Here is a 19,503-nt window from a genome sequence, read left to right on the forward strand (position 1 = left end):
GCTGATGAAGTGTAGTAATATTTAAATGCAGCGATTCCGCATTGGTTTTATTTTTATAAGCTCACGGGCAAACAGCCTGATGGCCTGATTGAAGGCGTGAGGAATGTCGTTTTTTATAAACACTTTCCCGTGCTTGTCTTCCCATATTTCCCATAAAGGACACAATGAAACTTTATTTTTATTCGGGCGCATGCTCGCTTGTTCCCCATGTCATTGCACGCGAACTCAATCTGGATGTTGCCGTGCTGGCGGCACCGCGTCCAGATGATGCGGGTCGTGCTGAATACCTTGATACCATCAATCCACTTGGCGCCGTACCTGCCTTGCAACTTGATGATGGTCGGGTTCTCACGCAAAATTTAGCCATCATTGAATACATGGCTGCTTTGGGTGAGCCTGGCGTGGCGTATCCCAAATTAGGGACTTTTGAACATGCCCAAGCCTTGCGTTGGTTGTCTTTTGCTAATTCTGACTTGCATCCTGCATTCAAACCCTTGTTTGCGCCACAGCGTTTCACCCCAGATGAGGCGGGTTATCCATTGGTCAAAGCCTTGGCAAAAGACCGTGTGTTGGATTTGTATGCTTATCTGAACACCGAATACGAAGGCAAAGAGTGGATCGCCAACAATCAATTTTCTGCGGCGGATGTGTACATCTACGTCACTTACCGTTGGGCCGCTCGACTGGGGCTTGACTTGTCACCTTTTGGCCATCTAAATCAAATGGTTGAGCGCATTCAGGCGCGCCCTGCTGTCGTGACCGCTTTGGCTGAGCAAAACCAAACTGCAATTTAATCATTTGTTTCAATGGAATATGGAGAACGGTGAAAGCTTGTTTCTCCGTGTTTGAAATGAGGATTTTGTTAATAAAATCCTGACAAAAATTTAATCAAAATCAAAAGATTGTGGGCAGGCCGTTTCTCAGCATCGCCTGCACTCCCGCCTATTTCTATTTAATACCCGGATTGACTCCGCACTTTCTCAATGCCTTCTTCTATTAAAAAAATCACCATCGCCACGCGTGAATCACGACTCGCCTTGTGGCAAGCCCATTTTGTGAAATCAGAACTGGAGCGCCTATACCCTGATTTGACCGTCGAATTGCTGGGCATGACCACGCGCGGCGATCAAATTTTGGATCAAAGTTTATCAAAAATCGGTGGTAAAGGCCTGTTCGTTAAGGAGCTCGAAGCGGCATTGTTTGACGGTCGAGCTGACCTCGCGGTGCATTCACTTAAAGATGTGCCGATGGTATTGCCCGATGGCTTCACGCTTGCGTGCGTGATGGCGCGTGAAGATGCGCGCGATGCTTTTATTTCAAACACCTACACTTCATTGGCCGAATTGCCCGCGGGTGCTGTGGTCGGTACGTCCAGTTTGCGACGTGCGGCACAGTTGCAAGCACGTTTCCCGCATTTGAAAATTGAGTCTTTGCGCGGCAATTTGGACACGCGTTTGCGCAAGCTCGATGAAGGCCAGTACGATGCCATTTTGCTCGCAGCGGCGGGTGTGAAGCGCCTTGGTATGGGCGAACGCATCAAAGCGTTGTTGTCATTGAGCGAGGCTTTGCCCGCAGCGGGTCAAGGTGCACTTGGGATTGAAATTGCCAGTGAGCGTGCGGATGTGGCGGCTTTACTTGCCCCTTTGCATGATGTGGCAACAGCCACTTGCACGGCTGCCGAACGTGCGGTGTCACGTGCGTTGGGTGGCTCATGCCAAACACCCTTGGCGGCTCATGCGGTCATCGAAGAGGGGCAGTTGTTCCTGCGCGCCAGTTTGGCTTTGCCCGATGGCTCGCGGGTGCTGAATGCCCAAGCACGCAGTTCGCTGACACAGCCCGAGCAGCTCGCCAGTGGTGTGGTCAATGATTTGTACATTCAAGGTGCGCAAACGATTTTAGATGCCTTGTTGAGTGAGTCTCATGTTGATTCAAACCGTTGATTTTGAGTTGAAAACCACCTCATGCGAACCATTGTTTTAACCCGCCCACAACCCGTCCGCGATGACGTGACATCGGTGTTGCGAGCGCATGGGATGCGGGTCTTGGGCTTACCCACTTTGCATGTCGCGGCACACGTGGATGCCGATTTTGAACAACACCTTCTCACACATTGGGCCTCGTATCAGGGCGTGATGCTGGTCAGTCAGCATGCGGTGAATTTTGCGGCACAGCGCTTGCATGCACTGGGTTTGGTTTGGCGTGAGCAGGTTTGGGCGGCGGCTGTTGGACGTACAACAGCCGATGCCGCGCACCATCAATGGCCAAACGCCAGCCTTGTTTTTCCTGCGACACATGAGTCGCAAGACTCTGAAGGGTTGTGGCAAGCCTTGCAGAGGGCGCAAGCCAATTTGATGGGACAACGCATTTTGATTGTGCGGGCGCAAATGGGGCGGGATGTTTTTCTCAATCACCTGCGTGCTGCGGGGGCCGTGGTTGACGTGTGGCCATGTTATCGACGGGAGCCGTTGATGTGGTCTGTGGCGCAGTGCCATGACTTTAAACAGGCCTTGCGAGGGCAAGGTGTTGTGTTGTCCATCACCAGTCAAGAAGGCATGTTGGCATTGCTGGATAACCTTGTGGCATTGAGCGACGATGACCGTCAATTTGTATTTGCTCAGCCTGTATTGACCTTGCATCCGAGCATTGCTGAATGCGCGCGTTCCCACGGATTTAATCATGTGCACATTGCCCCAGCCAAAAATACCGCTGAGCATCTGCAACGACTTGCTCAAGTTGCCCATCACCATTGAGCCATTTATCATGACTGTACCCCTTGCTGTGTGTTGGTTTGAGGTGTTTTTTCGGAACTGTTTTGCTTGGTTGATCACAGCATTGGGTGCTTGCGGAGACTGTGTTCTGAACCGAAAACGATGTGCGATCCAGTCATTCAAACAAACTCAGAAACCAAAAGCCTCGAACTGTTGAGGGTTTCCCCTTTTTAAAGGGTTGATTAATTCCATCGAAAACGCGCAGTCAGCGCGTTTTGTTTTACAATATGTCATCAAGCGCATTTGATTACACAAGGACTATTATGGACAAGCAAGAAAATACAAGCACGACGGCTCCGAAAAAAAGCTCATCATTTAAACGCAGTGTGTTGTGGCTGTTGGTGCTGGGTGTGATTGGGGGTTCGGGCTATGTGGCCTATGATCAAGGCGCGCTCGACCGTTATTTGCCTCGTGTGTTGCAGGCAAAACCTGCGGTTGAACCCGCCGTGGCCGAAGTGCCCGCCACAGTTGATGGTAAAACAGAACCGTCTTCATCGGCAACCGCTGCAACAGGGGCGACTCAAAGTGATTTGCAAGCGGCCTTAATGCAACAAATGCAGCAACAGGTGCCCCCTAAAGAAGCAACGGCAAACTCATCTGCCGTCACGCCCAAAGCGCCGGTCAATGGTGGTGCAACAGCGCCTGCACCGATTGTGCTCGCCATCAATGGTGGATCTGCCAACGCTTTATTAACTGCGTATGATGCCCAATGGCAGTGGTCAAATGTGCAGCAGTCTTTCATGCAGCACGCCGATTCGACTTTGGCTTTGCAAGACTTAAAAAATTTGAAAATCCAGTTACAAACGGCCAATGACCCCGCTTTTGCCCCGGCATTGAGTGCTTTGGCGCAAACAGAAACGCAATTGCAAGCATGGACAGCAGTGCCCAGCACCACCTATTTGACCGCTTTGCAGCAAACCATCGCAGTGGTTGATCAAATGGATGTGAAGGCGAAAAACGATGGCAGCACCACAGTCAATGCCAATCTGTCGTGGTGGGAACGCATTGTGGCCAGCATGAAAAACGTCATTGAAGTTAAAAAAATGGATGGTGCTCAAGAAGCGCAAATGCTCAATCCCGCGACGGCGGCTTTGGTTAAACAAAGCATCAGCGCACGCTTGCTGTCAGCGCAATGGGCGGCTCAAAATGGGCTTTGGGTCAGCGCACAAACCAATGCTGCTGCGGCTCATGCACTGGCGACGCAATGGGCCGATCCTGCGGCTTTATCACCGATTCAAGGTTTGATCGACAATAAATCATTTCCAGCATCTCCAGATTTCGCCGCAGTATCGACGGCCTTGCAACAAGCGCGCGCTCAGTTGGTGAGTGCTGCTCGGACGCAACAAAGCATCCCTCCTGTCACCCCGTTACCTGCTCCCGCAGCGCCTTCTGCCCCTGTTTCACCAGCGGCTCCAGCGGCTCAGAAAGGTGGTGCATGATGAGACAATTGTTTTGGTTCGTGTTTTTTTTGGCGAGTGCGGCAGCGATTGCCTTTGGTTCGCGTTTTTACCCAGGCACAGCCCAGTTCACAGTGGCTTCACATCAAATCACGATGTCGATTTATGTGTTTGCGATTGCATTGTTATTGCTGACCGTGCTGTTTTCAATCGTGTGGCGTGTGTATCGCGCCACCGTCGGTCTGCCATCGCGTTGGCGTGATTCGCGGGAGAAAAAGAAAGAGTACCGTGCCTTGGACGCGATCCAAACTGCAACCATTGCTTTGTACGAAGGGCGTTGGGCGCATGCGGATAAAGCGGCTAAAATTGCTTCGCGTTTGCCCAAATCGGCAGGTTTGGCCGCTTTAATTGGCACAGCCAGTGCGCATGCGCAGGGTAAACCCAGCGAAGTTCATGCGTGGTTGGCACAGTTGGATGGCAATGATGATTTTGCCGATGCGAAATGTTTGCAGCAGGCTGAAATGGCTTTGAAAAATGGTGATGCCAGTGCGGCATTGACGGCATTGGACGGTGCGAGCCCGATGGTGCGCAAACACAGCCTGCGTTACCGTGATTTACAAGTCAATGCCCATGCTCAGGCGGCCCATTGGCACGAAGTATTGCAATTGGCTAAAGATAAAAAATGGGATGCACCCCTTGAAGTGAAAAACAAATGGTTTGCTCAAGCCGTGGTGGGTTTGGTGGCCGATGATGGGGCATCACTGGCTTATTTGCGCAGTTTGTACAAAGACATGCCCGATGCTGTTCGTGACGATGACGTGGCCTTACAAGCATATGCGAATGCCTTAATTAAACGCGGCGAAAAGGCTGAAGCCCGCCGTGTGCTTGAAGAAGCGCAGCGCAACAACTGGCGTCCTGCATTGCTGTCATTGTACATCGATGCGGCGGATGAAAGCAGTGGCACGGCTCAATTGAAAATGTTGGATGCATGGGAAGCACAGCGAGAGAAAGAGGGCGTGAAGGATGCTGATTTGTTGTGTGCTGCGGGGCAAATGTGCTTCAAAACCCAAATTTGGGGGCGTGCAAAAGCAAACTTTCAAAACAGTCTTGCGATTAAACCGAGCGTGCGGGCACATTATGGTTTGGCGCAAACGTACCGTGCCATGAATGATGTGCCACATGCCCAAGATGAAGAGGCCAAAGCAGCGGCATTGGCAAGTGTGAAATAAGGTCAAAGGGTCATGAACTCATGTCCATTTGAATTTGGCTCGATGTTTGATTCGATGGTGTGATGCAATGAGAAACATGTCATCAAATGATGCCTCTGTGTGAGGCATCATTTTTTTATGGGGGCGCATGCCTGTGAATTTAAATAAACGTGCTGTCCGAATGTGTGTGGTGTTGGGTGTCGCTGTGTGCTTATTGGGTCTGTATGTCCGTTTTGGCATGGGCTCTGCAAATGCCGCGCCCATGAATGTGTGTGAGTTTTCGGATGGCTTGAGTCCCGCACAGAAAAACACATGGGCTGCTAAGGTGGCGTGTGAAGAACATGCGCTGTGGCACCAACCGTACATCAATGGTGAAGGGCATTTGATCCAAACAGGGGTGATGGAGGCTGAGAACGATGCTTTGACCGATGGTACGGCGGCATGGCGTCGGGTTGAGCGGTATTGGCGGCAAGGTGCTGGGATTGAAGGTTTATACCGCATCACGGATCTGCCTGATGTTTCAACCGCTTCGGATTCAAGGGCGACGACCATTGATGCGATCATTCGCAGTCGCATTGTTGACACCCCGTGGTCGGGTACGTTCATGGCATATGTCATGAGACAGGCGGGCATGGGGTCATCGGAGTTTGCTTTTGAGGATGGGCACATTCGTTACATCAAACCTGCGTTTGTATCGGACGATGGTTCTGACTACGCTTATCGCGCTAAAGACCCTTTGAATACACGCATTGAGCAAGGTGATGTGCTGTGCTATGTGCGCGATTCACGGCGCGTGTATGGTGTGGCGGGGTTTTTTACGTGGTTGTCAGAGCATGCACACGATGCGGCATCGTTGAAAATGCACTGTGACATTGTGGTCAGTGTGAACGGGCAAAAAGCCTATGCGATTGGTGGCAATGTGATACAGGCCGTGACCATGCGCCAGTTGACGTTGACGCCACGTGGTTTTTTGTCGAAAAAACACCTCTTGCCTGTGAGTGTGCCGATGTCGCCTCCTGAGGGCGTCCATTCTACGCTGGACTCGGAGGCGCAATGTTCACCGCTGAATGGAAAGGGCTGCGACATGAACCGTAAAGATTGGGTGGTGGTGTTGAAATATCGAATGCCTGCAACCATTAGATCTTCAAACAGACCCTGAAACAGGGTTGGATAGCGGCCTGTGTCTATTGAATGAAGATGTGTGTGAAGGTGCGTGGTCTCGTTGACACGCTCTGCGGAGGAATGCGTATGGTTGCTTGCAAACTTTCAACTGTTTACTTTCAGCTGTTTATGAAGTTGAGTTTGAAAGTGTTTATACGTATTTCGCCGCAGGGCGTGGGAACGAGTTCTGTGAATCGCCCATCATGCAGTTTGAGCACTTCTTGCATGCTGAGAGTGGGGTTGATCTGAAGGCTGATGCCATTGAACAAATGCTTCGCTGCATTGCCGCCATGAAAATTGCTCGGCATGCGCGCGTGCCGTATCACGAGGGATGTTGAGTGCTTGGAGGCAGGCGATGCGCAGGTCGTTGTGCATGACCCCCGCTTTGGATGATCCCAATACATCAATGGGCCCTGTGACGGGAAATGCAGCCACTGGCGTGCCACAGGCGAGGGCTTCGAGTAAAACCAAGCCAAAAGTGTCGGTCAGGCTTGGAAACACAAAAACATCGGCGGAGGAGTAAACTTGTGCCAGCTCATCTTGGCTCAGTACACCCAGATAATGTGCATTCGGGTGGCTCGCTTTTAAACCTGCCAAAGCAGGGCCTTCGCCCACCACCCACTTGCTGCCAGGTAAGTCGAGTGATAAAAAAGCCTCAATGTTTTTTTCAATGGCAACGCGCCCAACATAAAGAAAAATGGGCTCTTCAGTGCTCAAGCGTTGTTCAATGCGAGGATAAAAGATGTTTGTGTCGACGCCACGTGACCACATCCGCACATTTTTAAAACCATAGGATTCCAAATCATCGATGACCACCTGCGTGGGGGCGAGCATGTGCTGTGCGGGCTCATGAAACCAACGTAAAAAACGGTATGTCCATGACAGCGGTACCGCGAATCGGGCACGAACATACTCGGGGAAGCGCGTGTGGTACGCCGTGGTGAATGGGATGTCGTGTCGCATCGCATGACGTCGTGCGGCCATGCCCAATGGGCCTTCGGTGGCGATGTGCAATGCATCGGGGCGCTCATCGTCGATGATGCGCGCCACTTTTTTATTGGGGAACAAGGACAACCGAATTTCTGGATAGGTTGGACAAGCCACGGTCTTGAATTGTAAAGGTGTGAGCATCACCACTTCGTGCCCCATATCGATCAGTTCTTGGTTGGTGGCTTGGATGGTGCGCACAACGCCGTTGACTTGAGGCGCCCATGCGTCGGTGACCGTCATGATTTTCATCGAGATCCTAGTGGTGGTTTGGGTATGGCAACACGTCCACAATGGGCTCATGCTCATGGTATGTACTGGCAGGCATGGGGATGGTGGTGCGAGAGGTTTGTTTTGCGCGAAGGAGGGCATCGTTCATTTTGCGTTTGGCGATTTGCTCTGTTTTACCCCATTCAATGATGGACAGCTTGCCGTTAAAATCTTCGGCAATCGCAGTTAAACTTTCCACCCAATCGCCTGAGTTCAAATAAGTGACGTTCCCGATTTGGCGGATTTGTGCGCGATGAATGTGCCCACACAGCACCGCGTCGCAACCACGGCGTTCTGCTTCGGTGGCCACTGCATGTTCAAAATCGTCGATGTAACTGACAGCATTCTTGACTTTGCTTTTTAAGTACTGTGACAACGACCAATAGTCAAAGCCCATGCGGGCACGCCAGTTGTTGAGCCAGCGGTTGACTTTTAGAGCGAGCATGTACAGCTCATCTCCCAAGCGTGCCAACCATTTCATGTTTTGCACCACACCATCGAATAAATCGCCATGCAGCACCCAAATGCGTTTGCCATCGGCGGTGACATGCATGGCCTCATCGACAATCTCTATGCCACCGACCCCCAAAAAAGGAGAGTGACGCAAATAGCTGCGGATGAACTCATCGTGGTTGCCTGGGATGTAAATGATGCGCGTGCCTTTGCGCGCTTTGCGCAACAGTTTTTGAATCACATCGTTGTGGGTTTGTGGCCAGTACCAGCGCTTACGCAGTTGCCAGCCATCAATGATGTCGCCCACCAAATAAATGGTTTCGGCATCGTGGTGTTTGAGGAAGTCGAGCAAGGCTTGAGCGCTGCAGTCTTTGGTGCCCAAATGCACGTCAGAAATCCACAATGTGCGCTGTTGACATGCGGCGGTATCGTTGTGAATGTGGCTTTGTTCTGACATGGCGTCCTCCTTGATTGAGACAATGCCATCATAGAAGGGAGATGTGACCGCGCTGTGACAGTGTCATGAATGTTGTATGACGGGTCTTAAAAAAGCACATCCCAGTAGTGAATACTGGGGTGTGGGATCGGTTAAACAAACGGCAACGGTTTGGTTGGACAGCGTATTTACACTTTCTTTGGTTGTGGATTAGATGCCGAATTTATCGCGCAAACTATAATAAGCCGCTCCCACCGCTGTGAAGGGCACGCGCATGAGGCGACCGCCTGGGAACGGATAGTGTGGCAATTGCGCAAAGGCATTAAAACGTTCACGTTGACCCATGATGGCTTCTGACAAGACTTTGCCCGCGAGGTGGGTGTACGTGATGCCATGTCCAGAGCAACCTTGCGAGTAAAAAATATTGTTGTGTTCACCGAGTGTGCCGACTTGTGGGAGGCGTGACAACGTTAAAAGGAAATTACCTGTCCATGCGTAATCGATTTTGACATTTTGCAGTTGCGGGAATGTTTTTAACATTTTGGGTCGAATGATGGCCTCCACATTTTTTGGGTCACGAGCACCATAGATCACGCCGCCGCCGTAAAGCAAGCGGTTGTCGCCGGTCAGTCGGTAGTAATCGAGCAGGTAGTTGCAATCTTCGATGCAATGGTCATTTGGAATCAGGCTTTTGGCCACGTCAGCGGGTAAGGGGGCTGTGGTGACCACTTGGCTGCCGCAAGGCATTGACTTTGCAGACAATTCAGGCACAAGATTGCCCAAATAAGCATTGCCTGCAACGACCACTGTACGTGCGTTAACGCGCCCCAGTTCGGTGATGACGACGGGTTTCGCGCCACGTTCAATGCGAATCACAGGGCTTTGTTCGTAAATGGTGCCCCCCAATGATTCAATGGCTGCGGCTTCGCCTAAGGCGAGGTTCAGCGAATGAAAGTGCCCACCTGAATGGTCAATCGAGCCACCGACATACACATCGCTGCCGACGACGTCTGACATTTGTTTTTTGTCGAGCATATCCACCGTGTTGTGTCCGTGGCGCGCCCACAACTTGCGTTGGTGCTCAAGGTGGCGCATTTGTTTGGGCGTGAAAGCCGCAAACACCCCGCCATTTTTCAAGTCGCATTTGATGTCGTATGTGGAGATGCGTTCACGAATGATGCGATTGCCCTCAAAGGCCATTTGACCAAAAACTTTAGCTGCATCGTGACCCACCTGTCGCTCGATGGCGTCAATGTCACGGCTGAAACTGTTAACGATCTGACCACCATTGCGCCCCGTTGCACCAAATCCGACTTTGGCGGCTTCGAGCACGACCACTTTCAGCCCTTGTTCGGCAAGAAATAAACCCGTTGATAAACCCGTGTAACCCGCGCCAATGATGCAGATGTCTGCACTGATTTCACCTTGCAGGGCAGGGCGGTTGGGGACGGGGTTCGCGGTGGCGGCGTAATATGTGGGTGCGTAGGGTGTGTTCATGGCTTAATAATAATGTAATGGTTTGTTGCAAATGGTCGCATGATCCCAAGCACAACCAACAGGGTGGGCTTGGGATCAATATTAAATGGGCTTATGCGTTGTCGATTTTGATCCAAGTGGTTTTCAATTCGGTGTATTTGTCCAAAGCATGCAAGGACTTGTCACGACCATTGCCTGATTGTTTATAGCCCCCGAATGGGACGGTGATGTCGTCATCATTGTACTGATTGACATGAACCGTACCGGCCTTGATGGCGCGTGCCACGCGAAGGGCTTTAGAAACATTGCTGGTCCAAACGGCGGCTTGCAAACCATAAATGGTGTCGTTGGCGAGTGCGATGGCTTGGTCTTCAGTGTCAAAGGTCATGGCGGCGAGCACAGGGCCAAAAATTTCTTCACGGACAATCGTCATGTGCGGTTCGGCCACGAAAATGGTCGGTTCAATGAAGTAACCGCCCGTTTCGATGCGCGTGCGTGAACCACCTGCGATCAATTGTGCCCCTTCATTTTTACCTGATTCGATGTACTTCAATACAGAATTCATTTGGATGTCATCGACAATCGCACCCATGCTGGTATCGCCCTCAAGCGGATCGGCGGGGGTGAAGGCCGCCACGTGTGCCGCAACTTTCGCCATAAATTCGTCTTTGATCGATGCTTCGACGTACAGGCGCGTGGGTGCATTGCAGCTTTCGCCTTGATTGTAGAATACATTGCCCGCTGCGGCGGCTGCGGCGGCATCCAAATCAGGTGCATCGGCGAAAACAATGTTCGGTGATTTGCCACCCAACTCCATCCATGCACGTTTGAGGTTTGATGCCGCTGCTGCTTGCATGATGCGCTGACCCACTGCGGTTGACCCAGTGAATGCGATGCAATCGACATCCATGTGTTCAGCTAAAGCCGCACCAGCTTCATGGCCGTAACCGGGTAACACATTGAACACGCCCGCAGGAATGCCTGCTTCTAAGGCCAACTCGGCCAAACGCAAAGCGGTCAAAGGCGATTTTTCAGAAGGCTTCAAAATCACGCAGTTGCCTGTGGCCAATGCTGGCGCGATTTTCCAGCTGGTCATCAGTAAAGGGTAATTCCATGGCACGATCGCCGCCACCACGCCGACCGCTTCGCGAGTGATCAACGCGAGTGAGTCACGTGGTGTGGGCGCAACCTCGTCATAAACTTTGTCAATGGCTTCACCGAACCAACGGATCGTGTTTTGAGCCGCATTCACATCGACAGCCAAGGCATTTGATACGGGTTTACCCATGTCTAACGTTTCAGTGACGGCCAGTTCATGTGCATTTTTAACGATTAAATCGGCAAATCTGATCAGGGTTTCTTTGCGTTTTTTGGGTGATAAATGCGCCCAGCGGCCATCTTCAAATGCCGCACGCGCCACTTTCACCGCTGCATCAACATCGGCTTTTTGGCAACGCGCCACATCGGTCAGCTTGCTGCCATCCAAAGGGCTGATGCAATCAAAGGTTGCACCATCTTGTGCTGCCACGCGTGCGCCATTGACAAAGGCACGGCCATCAAAGCCTGCGGCTTTCAGCGCGGTGGCTTTTTCTTTCCAATTGATTGAGCTCATGGTGTTCCTCTTGTGTCGTTGTTTTGAATTGTGTGAATGGGATGATTATAAATGTGAGTGATCGGAAAGGCTATGCAAAGCATGAAGTGGACGTGCGACGAAAATTTAAGTGGTTCTCAAATCATTCATAATATGTCATTTTTTATGAGCCTGTTGTGGGCAAAACAGTAAAGAGGCACCACAATAAAAAGCGCAAGTCGATTGACTTGCGCTTTTGAGTCGGATGTTCAATCTTACGTCGCATCGCGATAAGCGGCCGCGATTTCGGCATTGCGTTTCTTTTCACGTTTTTGCATCCAAATACTGCCTGCAATCAGAACGACACTGACCACAAAAACAATCACCGCACCGAGGGCGTTCAGCACGGGTTTTGCGCCTTGGCGGGCATTGTCGAGGATGACGTTGGGCAACGGTTTGACCCCAGGGCCATTCAAGAACTGAGAGACCACCACATCATCAAACGAGATGGTGAACACCAGCAAGCCTGCGGAAATGAGCGATTGGGCAATCAGGGGTAAGGTCACCAAGAAAAATGCATTCAAAGGTTTTGCACCCAAATCCAATGCAGCTTCTTCGTAAGCCATCGGCAACTCAGAAAAGCGTGCTTTGATGACCACCGACGCATACGCTGCACCGAGCAGTGTATGACCCAAGATGATCATCAAATAACCGCCCTCCATTTTGAACAGTGACTTGAAGACGAGCAGCAACGATAACCCCAAAACCACTTCAGGCATGACCAGAGGCGTGTTGGCCATGCCACTGAACAACGTTTTGCCTGTGAAGCGTCGGTAACGTTGCAGCACGAATGCAATCAATGTGCCAATGATGACCGAGAAAATCGCAGAAATCACGGCAATTTTCAGAGAGACAATCAAGCCATCTAGAATCTCTGGGGTTTTGGCCAAAGCCGCATAACTTTCCGTTGAGAACCCGTTCCAATGGGTCGGGCGACCTTTGTTGAAAGAAAAGGCGATGAGCACGAAAATGGGCAGGTATAAAAACGCATACACCATGACCATCCATGAGCGGGCAAACCAGCGATGTTGTTCGTTCATTTGAATTCTCCTGCTTTTTCTTCGTACTTATTGAGAATCATCATCGGGATGATCACCAATAAGATAATCGTGATAGCCAATGCCGATGCGAGCGGCCAGTTGGCATTTTGAAAATATTCATCCGCCAGAACGCGACCAATCATTAAGATGTCTGCACCACCGAGCAATTGAGGAATCACGTATTCACCAACGCATGGGATGAAGACCAGCATCAAGCCTGCAATGATCCCTGCTTTGGATAATGGTACCGTGATGAGGAAGAACGTTTTAATCGGTGTTGCCCCCAAATCGGCTGAGGCTTCCCAATAGCGTGGATCCATTTTGGATAAAGTGGAGTAGAGCGGTAAAATCATGAATGGGATGTACACGTAGACCATGCCAAACATCATGGAGAAGGGCGTGCCCAGCACATGCAATGGATCGTCAATCAAACCAAACCTTTGCAATAAACCACTGATCGATGTGACCAAAAAGCCCGAGTCATTGAACAGCACTTTAATCGCATAGACACGGATCAACATGGAAATCCAGAACGGTAACATCACAAACAACAGCAATGTGGGTTGCAGTTCCTTGCGGGCCCGTGCCATGAAATAGGCAAAGGGATAACCGATGATCAGACACCAAAAAGCCGTTAATGCGGCATAATACAGCGAAGACAGGTAAGCCGTGCGGTATGTGCCACCGTTGATGATGTCGTTCCAAATGGGAATGAAGTTGTCTTTGAAAAACCAACCATCATGGCGATAGATTTTAAGGAAGCCGCCGCCATTTTCCATTTCAGAAACGCTGACTTGTCCCAAAAATAAAAAAGGCAACAGCAGCATGACCAGCAGCCAAAAATAGGGCAGGCCGATGACCAGCCATTTACCCCGCGAAGATTGAGTGAGTTTCATGGTGCGCTCCTTATTGATACGATGGCGCGATGGGGACGATGGCGTCCGAATTCCATGAGACGTAAACGGGATCTTCCCAAGTGAGTTTCTCGCCGCTGTAACGTTCGGTGTTGGCGGCTTGAACCTTGATGATGGTGCCCGTGTTGTCCAGTTTGACGTGATACAAGGTGTCTGAGCCGTAGTATGCAATTTCTTTAATCACGCCATGGCATTGGTTGCCCCGTTGGTTGGGGGCATCACGTGAAATTTCCATTTTTTCTGGGCGAATGGCAATGGTCACTTTTGTGCCCACTTCGCCCACAATGGCGTGGTCGATGACGTGTAAGGCGTCGGTGGTTTGCACCTCTGCCAACTCCAATGTGTCGACAATGATTTCACCGTCCGAGAATAAATTGACATTGCCGATGAAGTCAGCAACGAATTCGGTTTGCGGTGTTTCATAAATTTCTCGCGGTGAGCCCACTTGTAAAAAGCGACCTTCGGACATGACGGCGATGCGACTGGCCATGGTCATGGCTTCTTCTTGATCGTGGGTGACCATCACACAGGTCACGCCCACTTTTTCAATGATGTTGACAAGCTCAAGTTGAGTGGCTTCGCGTAATTTTTTGTCCAAAGCGCCGAGTGGCTCATCGAGCAATAATAATTTGGGTTCTTTGGCCAAGCTGCGTGCCAAGGCGACGCGTTGTTGTTGACCACCCGACAATTGGTGTGGTTTTCGTTTGGCGTATTTGGTCAATTGCGTGAGTTTGAGCATGCGCTCCACTTTGTCGGCCACCACATCTTTGGCCAAACCATCGCGGCGCAAGCCAAAAGCGATGTTGTCCCAAACCGATAAGTGAGGGAATAGGGCGTACGATTGAAACATCATGTTGATGGGGCGCTCGTACGGTGGAACTTGAGAGATATCTTGACCCGCAAGCAAAATGCGGCCTGATGTCGGGGTTTCAAAACCGGCCAACATGCGCAATAAAGTGGATTTGCCACAGCCAGAGCTGCCGAGCAATGCAAAAATATCGCCTTGACCGATGTCGATGGACACCTTATTGACTGCGACGTGATCGCCAAATTTTTTTTCTAAATTTTCAATGCTTAAAAAGGCCGCATTGGATGGGCTGGGATTGGTGTGGGCAGTCATGCTGTTCTCCTCATGTGATGCGCGGGAAGTGTGTGAAATAAAGAAAACCCTCATGCAAATGCACAAGGGTTTACGTTGAAGTTACTTGCCCGTTTTAAATTTGCGGAAAGTATCGTTAACTGCTTTGGCAGCTTCTTGAGTGCCAGGTAAACGGCGTGGTGCCATTTGTGCCAAAATCTCTGGGGTTAAGAAAATGGTTTTGTTGTCGGCCATGTCTTTGTCGACAAACTCCAATGCGGCTTTATTGGCAGTGGCATAGCCGAGCTCATTGGTGATGACGGAGCCAATTTTCGGATCCAGTGAGTTGTTGATCCATGCATAAGCATTGTCAATGTTTTTCGCGTCTGCAGGAATGGCCATGGTGTCAAAGAACACAATGCCGCCATGACCCAGTAACATTTTAATGTTGTTGCTGCCCGCACGTTTGGCGGCTGTATTGATGTCGCCAGACCATGCCAAGAATGCACAGAAGTTGCCATCAGCGACCTCATTGATGACGCTTGAGTCGCCAAATTTACGTACGTCTGGGCGGATTTTTTTCAACATCTCTAAGGCCGCATCATAATCGCTCAGAGTTGTGCTGCTGGCATCTTTACCCAAGTATTGTAATGCCGCAGGCATGACTTCAGTGGGGGAGTCAAGCATGAAAATGCCGCATGATTTGAGTTTGTCGGCGTATTCCGGTTTGAAAACCAAATCAAATGGGTTTTCAGGCAGAGGTGTGTCTTTGCCCAAGGCTTTTTTCACTTTTTCCTCGTTGATGCCCACGCCTGTAAAGCCCCATGCCCAAGGGACGAGGTAGTCGTTGTTTGGATCCATTTTAGCGACTTGCGCCATCAATGCGGGGTCTAGGTTTTTGTAATTGGGGATTTTGCTTTTATCGAGCTTGAGGTATTTACCTTGCTTGATTTGTTGTTCTGCCCATGCTGCACCCGGTACCACAACGTCATAGCCCGAATTGCCCGCGATGATTTTTGCATTTAAGGTTTCATCGGTATCAAAGGTGTCGTAGTTGACTTTTAAGCCCGTGGCTTTTTCGAAGTTGGCTTTCATGTTTTCTGGAATGTATTCAACCCAGTTGTACACATTGACAGCGCCTGTGAGTTTGGCTGGAGCGGCCGCCACAGTTTCGGTTTTTGCTGGCTCGCTTGCTGCGGGTTTGTCGGCTGGTTTGGGGTCGCTGCCACCACAAGCGGCCATGACCAAGCCAGCGAAAAGAGATAAGCCAAAATGGCGAATGGTTGTTGTGTTCACAGATGTCTCCTGAAGGATGTGAAAAAACGGGGTTATCAATTCAAATCAATGTGTGACGTTCAATCCGCGAGTTTTGCGCATGTGCGTGCTTTATTCGCTTCAGCCATCATCTTACTATTTTTGCTGAGATGTGCAATTGTTTTCATGCCTATTTCATGCACATCTCATTCTCATTTGTCTTGCATTTGCACGTTTAAGGTGCGAGAGGTTACACAATTATTGCACGATATTTTTGGCTTTTAAATCGGCCCATGTGGCATCCAATGCCAAGCGAGCCAATCGAACCAATTCATCAATTTCCGCATGGCTGATGACCAGAGGCGGGGCAATGATCATGCGGTCACCCACCGCGCGCATGACCAAACCATTGTCAAAGCAATGGCCTCGGCAGATCATGCCCACATTGTCATCGTCATCGAACGGGGTGTTGTTGGCTTTGTCTTTGAGCATGACCAAACCTGCCACCATGCCTTCGGTTTTGGCATCCGCGACCAACGGGTGATCGTTCAATGATTCAAAAGCTTGTTTTAAATAAGGGCCTGTGTCGTTTTTGACTCGATTGACGAGGTCAAGTTTTTGCATCAATTTGATGTTGGCCACCGCCACTGCGCACGCAACGGGATGTCCTGAGTACGTGTAGCCGTGGTTGAAATCACCATCTTGGTACAACACGTCAACCACACGGTCACTGACCATGGCGCCACCCAGTGGGATGTAGCCAGAGGTCACGCCTTTGGCAAACGTCATGAAGTCAGGTTTCGTGCCCATGGTTTCACAGCCAAACCATGTCCCGAGGCGGCCAAAGCCGCAGATGACTTCGTCGCTGATGAGTAAAATGCCGTATTTGTCACAAATGCGTTGGATTTCTGGCCAGTAGGTTTTCGGTGGGATGATGACACCACCCGCACCTTGTACAGGCTCACCGATGAACGCGGCGACTTTATCTGCACCCACTTCGAGGATTTTTTCTTCCAACCAGCCTGCAGCGAGTACGCCAAATTCATCTTCGCTGAGGTCTTTGAGCTCAGGGTGGTCTTTGACAACTTCTCGGAAGTAAGGTTGCTCAATGTGAACAATGCCTGGAATGGGTAAGTCACCTTGTTCGTGCATGCCGGTCATGCCGCCGAGGGATGCACCTGCAACCGTCGAGCCGTGATAGCCGTTTTTGCGACTGATGATGGTTTTGCGTTGTTTCTCACCTTTGATGTCCCAGTAGCGGCGCACCATGCGCAGGATGGTGTCGTTGGATTCTGAGCCCGATGAGCTGTAAAACACATGGTTGAATTGTGGTGGCGTGATTTCTGCCAACAAAGCAGCCAGTTCAATCGCAGGCTCAACCGAGGTGTTGAAGAAACTGTTATAAAACGGTAAAACAGTCATTTGTTGTGTGGCGGCTTCAACCAGTTCGGTTTGACCGTAGCCCATGTTGACACACCACAAGCCAGACATCCCGTCGAGGATTTTATTGCCTTCGGTGTCCCAAACATACACACCTTCACCGCGTGTGATGATGCGTGCACCCTTGCTGGCAAGGTCTTTGTGGTCAGTGAATGGGTGCAAATAATGAGCAGAGTCCAGTTTTTGCAGAGCGGCAGTTTTGGTGTTAATCATAAAGTCTCCGTGACAGGTGATGTGTACTCAATGTGAAACACAGGTGTTAAACGTGTTCTAAAAGCACAGTGTAAATAAAATGGTGGTGCGTTGTGTTGAATGGATGGGGTGGGGGTGGGAAAGTGGATTGTGGGCGTTGGTGTGTTGTGGGTTGGTCACAAAGCAAACCTTCTTCTGCGATGATTTGAATGCAGGGCATGCAGAGGTTTTAAGCGGCGGAGCGGCACAAGAACCCATGCCCCCCCAACAAAATGGTAAAGCAAAGCATGTGATTGTTGACGTTTTCACCATCGTTTACATGGTTCGTGTGGTTTTACGAGTGCATTAAGAAGCATTGGTTGCAAAAAGACGGGCCTGTGCCCGCCTGTGTGTCATGTGATTAAACGTTCAACAACAAATTTTCACGTTCCCATGGGCTGATCACTTTCATGAATTCTTCGTATTCGGCCTCTTTCACGGCCAAGTAGACTTTCACGAATTGAGGGCCAAGGACTTCGTGTAGCTCTGGGCATTCTTTCAGTGCGGTGAGTGCTTCACCCATGCTGCGTGGCAATTCAAAGTCCAACCCATTCACGGCGCCGACCACTTCAGCCGATGGTTCTATCTGATTCTTGATCCCCAAGTAACCACAGGCCAGTGTCACAGCAAGTGCGACATAAGGGTTGGCGTCTGAGCCAACAACACGGTTTTCAACGCGGCGATTGGCGGGCGATGAGTCGGGGACGCGCAAGCCAACCGTGCGGTTGTCGCGCGCCCATTGCACATTGATGGGGGCTGCGGTGTGCTTGGTGATGCGGCGGTATGAGTTCACATACGGTGCAACCAAAGCCATGGCCAATGGCATGTATTTTTGCAATCCACCGATGTAGTGCATGAACTCCTTGCTGTGCGTGCCATCGTCGTTGCTGAAAATGTTTTTACCCGTCACCGCATCCACGATGGACTGATGAATGTGCATGGCGGAGCCTGGTTCGTCTTGCATGGGTTTGGCCATGAATGTGGCGAACATGTCGTGACGAATCGCTGCTTCGCGCAAGGTGCGCTTGAAGAAAAAAACTTTGTCGGCCAAATCCAGCGGTGCGCCATGCAGGAAGTTGATTTCCATTTGGCCCGCACCCCATTCGTGAATCAGTGTGTCCACATCCAAATCCATCGCTTCACAATAATCATAAATGTCTTCAAACAGCGGATCAAATTCGTTCACGGCATCAATCGAGTAGGATTGACGACCTGATTCGCGGCGACCGTTGCGACCAATTGGTGGTTGCAACAATTGATTGGGGTCCGTGTTGCGGGCGACGAGGTAAAACTCGAGTTCAGGTGCGACGATGGGCTTCCAACCTTCGGCGGCAAACAATGACTCAACGCGGCGCAACACCGAGCGTGGGGCGAATTCGACCAACGTGCCGTCCATTTTGAAGCAGTCGTGCAGCACTTGAGCCGTCGCATCATTGGCCCATGGGACGAGGCGCACGGTGGTTGGGTCTGGGCGCAGCTCCATGTCCATGTCGGTGGGGGCAATGATGAGGTCGAGGTCGCCATCCTCAGGGTATTCGCCCGTCACGGTTGAGCCGAAGATTGCTTCGGGTAAGCGCATGCCGCGCTCTTCGGAGAATTTATTGCGTGGCAGAATTTTGCCTTTCGCAATGCCCGTTAAATCGGGTACGAGGCATTCGACTTCGGTCACGCGGTTTTCATCGAGCCAGCGTTCCATTTCATTGAAAGTGGTGAATTTTTGTAAGCTCATGGTTCGTCCTTGGTTAATAATGTGCGTTTTT

Annotated in this window: 17 protein-coding genes; 7 read left to right on the top strand and 10 right to left on the bottom strand. The window is 50.6% G+C overall.

What is annotated here, in order from left to right; all coding sequences use genetic code 11:
- Positions 1–164: 164 nt before the first annotated feature.
- From DTO96_RS03860 to DTO96_RS03885, 6 genes are all read left to right on the top strand, one after another.
- Positions 165–794: a glutathione binding-like protein gene (locus DTO96_RS03860; RefSeq protein WP_114562294.1), complete on the top strand. Its 630-nt coding sequence runs from the start codon at positions 165–167 to the stop codon at positions 792–794.
- A 189-nt stretch (positions 795–983) separates the two neighbouring features.
- Positions 984–1,940: a hydroxymethylbilane synthase gene (gene hemC, locus DTO96_RS03865; protein ID WP_114562295.1), complete on the top strand. Its 957-nt coding sequence runs from the start codon at positions 984–986 to the stop codon at positions 1,938–1,940.
- Between the two features lie 21 nt (positions 1,941–1,961).
- Positions 1,962–2,750: a uroporphyrinogen-III synthase gene (locus DTO96_RS03870; protein ID WP_114562296.1), complete on the top strand. Its 789-nt coding sequence runs from the start codon at positions 1,962–1,964 to the stop codon at positions 2,748–2,750.
- A 281-nt stretch (positions 2,751–3,031) separates the two neighbouring features.
- On the top strand, positions 3,032–4,207 hold the full coding sequence (locus DTO96_RS03875; protein ID WP_114562297.1) for a hypothetical protein: 1,176 nt from the start codon (positions 3,032–3,034) through the stop codon (positions 4,205–4,207).
- The gene (locus DTO96_RS03880) at positions 4,204–5,394 is read left to right on the top strand and encodes a heme biosynthesis HemY N-terminal domain-containing protein (RefSeq protein WP_114562298.1); all 1,191 of its coding nucleotides are present in this window, start codon (positions 4,204–4,206) and stop codon (positions 5,392–5,394) included. Before DTO96_RS03875 ends, DTO96_RS03880 begins: the two co-directional genes overlap by 4 nt.
- A 127-nt stretch (positions 5,395–5,521) precedes the next feature.
- A complete protein-coding gene (locus DTO96_RS03885; RefSeq protein WP_114562299.1) occupies positions 5,522–6,532 on the top strand; it encodes a DUF2272 domain-containing protein in 1,011 nt (336 codons plus the stop codon).
- A 203-nt stretch (positions 6,533–6,735) separates the two neighbouring features.
- Here DTO96_RS03885 and DTO96_RS03890 read toward each other — a convergent pair whose 3' ends face one another.
- The 9 genes from DTO96_RS03890 to DTO96_RS03930 form a co-directional block, all read right to left on the bottom strand.
- Positions 6,736–7,773, bottom strand: a complete 1,038-nt coding sequence (locus tag DTO96_RS03890; protein ID WP_114562300.1) for a glycosyltransferase family 4 protein — start codon at positions 7,771–7,773, stop codon at positions 6,736–6,738.
- A gap of 7 nt (positions 7,774–7,780) precedes the next feature.
- Complete coding sequence (locus tag DTO96_RS03895) at positions 7,781–8,701, bottom strand: UDP-2,3-diacylglucosamine diphosphatase (protein WP_114562301.1); 921 nt, start codon at positions 8,699–8,701, stop codon at positions 7,781–7,783.
- A 189-nt stretch (positions 8,702–8,890) separates the two neighbouring features.
- Positions 8,891–10,177, bottom strand: coding sequence for an NAD(P)/FAD-dependent oxidoreductase (locus DTO96_RS03900; RefSeq protein ID WP_114562302.1), 1,287 nt, complete (start codon positions 10,175–10,177; stop codon positions 8,891–8,893).
- 91 nt (positions 10,178–10,268) lie between these two features.
- Complete coding sequence (locus DTO96_RS03905) at positions 10,269–11,768, bottom strand: aldehyde dehydrogenase (protein WP_114562303.1); 1,500 nt, start codon at positions 11,766–11,768, stop codon at positions 10,269–10,271.
- 233 nt (positions 11,769–12,001) lie between these two features.
- A complete protein-coding gene (locus DTO96_RS03910) occupies positions 12,002–12,826 on the bottom strand; it encodes an ABC transporter permease (protein ID WP_114562304.1) in 825 nt (274 codons plus the stop codon).
- Entirely contained in the window at positions 12,823–13,722 is a 900-nt protein-coding gene (locus DTO96_RS03915) for an ABC transporter permease (RefSeq protein WP_114562305.1), read from the bottom strand. Before DTO96_RS03915 ends, DTO96_RS03910 begins: the two co-directional genes overlap by 4 nt.
- Before the next feature lie 10 nt (positions 13,723–13,732).
- Positions 13,733–14,860: an ABC transporter ATP-binding protein gene (locus DTO96_RS03920; RefSeq protein ID WP_114562306.1), complete on the bottom strand. Its 1,128-nt coding sequence runs from the start codon at positions 14,858–14,860 to the stop codon at positions 13,733–13,735.
- An 81-nt stretch (positions 14,861–14,941) separates the two neighbouring features.
- A complete protein-coding gene (locus tag DTO96_RS03925) occupies positions 14,942–16,114 on the bottom strand; it encodes an extracellular solute-binding protein (protein ID WP_225972553.1) in 1,173 nt (390 codons plus the stop codon).
- Positions 16,115–16,330: 216 nt separating this feature from the next.
- Positions 16,331–17,725 (bottom strand): aspartate aminotransferase family protein, encoded by a 1,395-nt coding sequence (locus tag DTO96_RS03930; protein WP_114562307.1) that lies wholly within the window; start codon positions 17,723–17,725, stop codon positions 16,331–16,333.
- A 79-nt stretch (positions 17,726–17,804) separates the two neighbouring features.
- Between DTO96_RS03930 and DTO96_RS03935 the strand changes: the two genes are divergently transcribed.
- On the top strand, positions 17,805–18,053 hold the full coding sequence (locus DTO96_RS03935; protein ID WP_114562308.1) for a hypothetical protein: 249 nt from the start codon (positions 17,805–17,807) through the stop codon (positions 18,051–18,053).
- Between the two features lie 51 nt (positions 18,054–18,104).
- Here the strand turns inward: DTO96_RS03935 and DTO96_RS03940 are convergent, their stop codons facing one another.
- Positions 18,105–19,472, bottom strand: coding sequence for a glutamine synthetase family protein (locus tag DTO96_RS03940; protein ID WP_114562309.1), 1,368 nt, complete (start codon positions 19,470–19,472; stop codon positions 18,105–18,107).
- Positions 19,473–19,503 lie beyond the last annotated feature (31 nt).

Origin of the sequence: Ephemeroptericola cinctiostellae (genome assembly GCF_003339525.1) — a bacterium.
GTDB classification, from domain to species: Bacteria; Pseudomonadota; Gammaproteobacteria; order Burkholderiales; family Burkholderiaceae; genus Hydromonas; species Hydromonas cinctiostellae.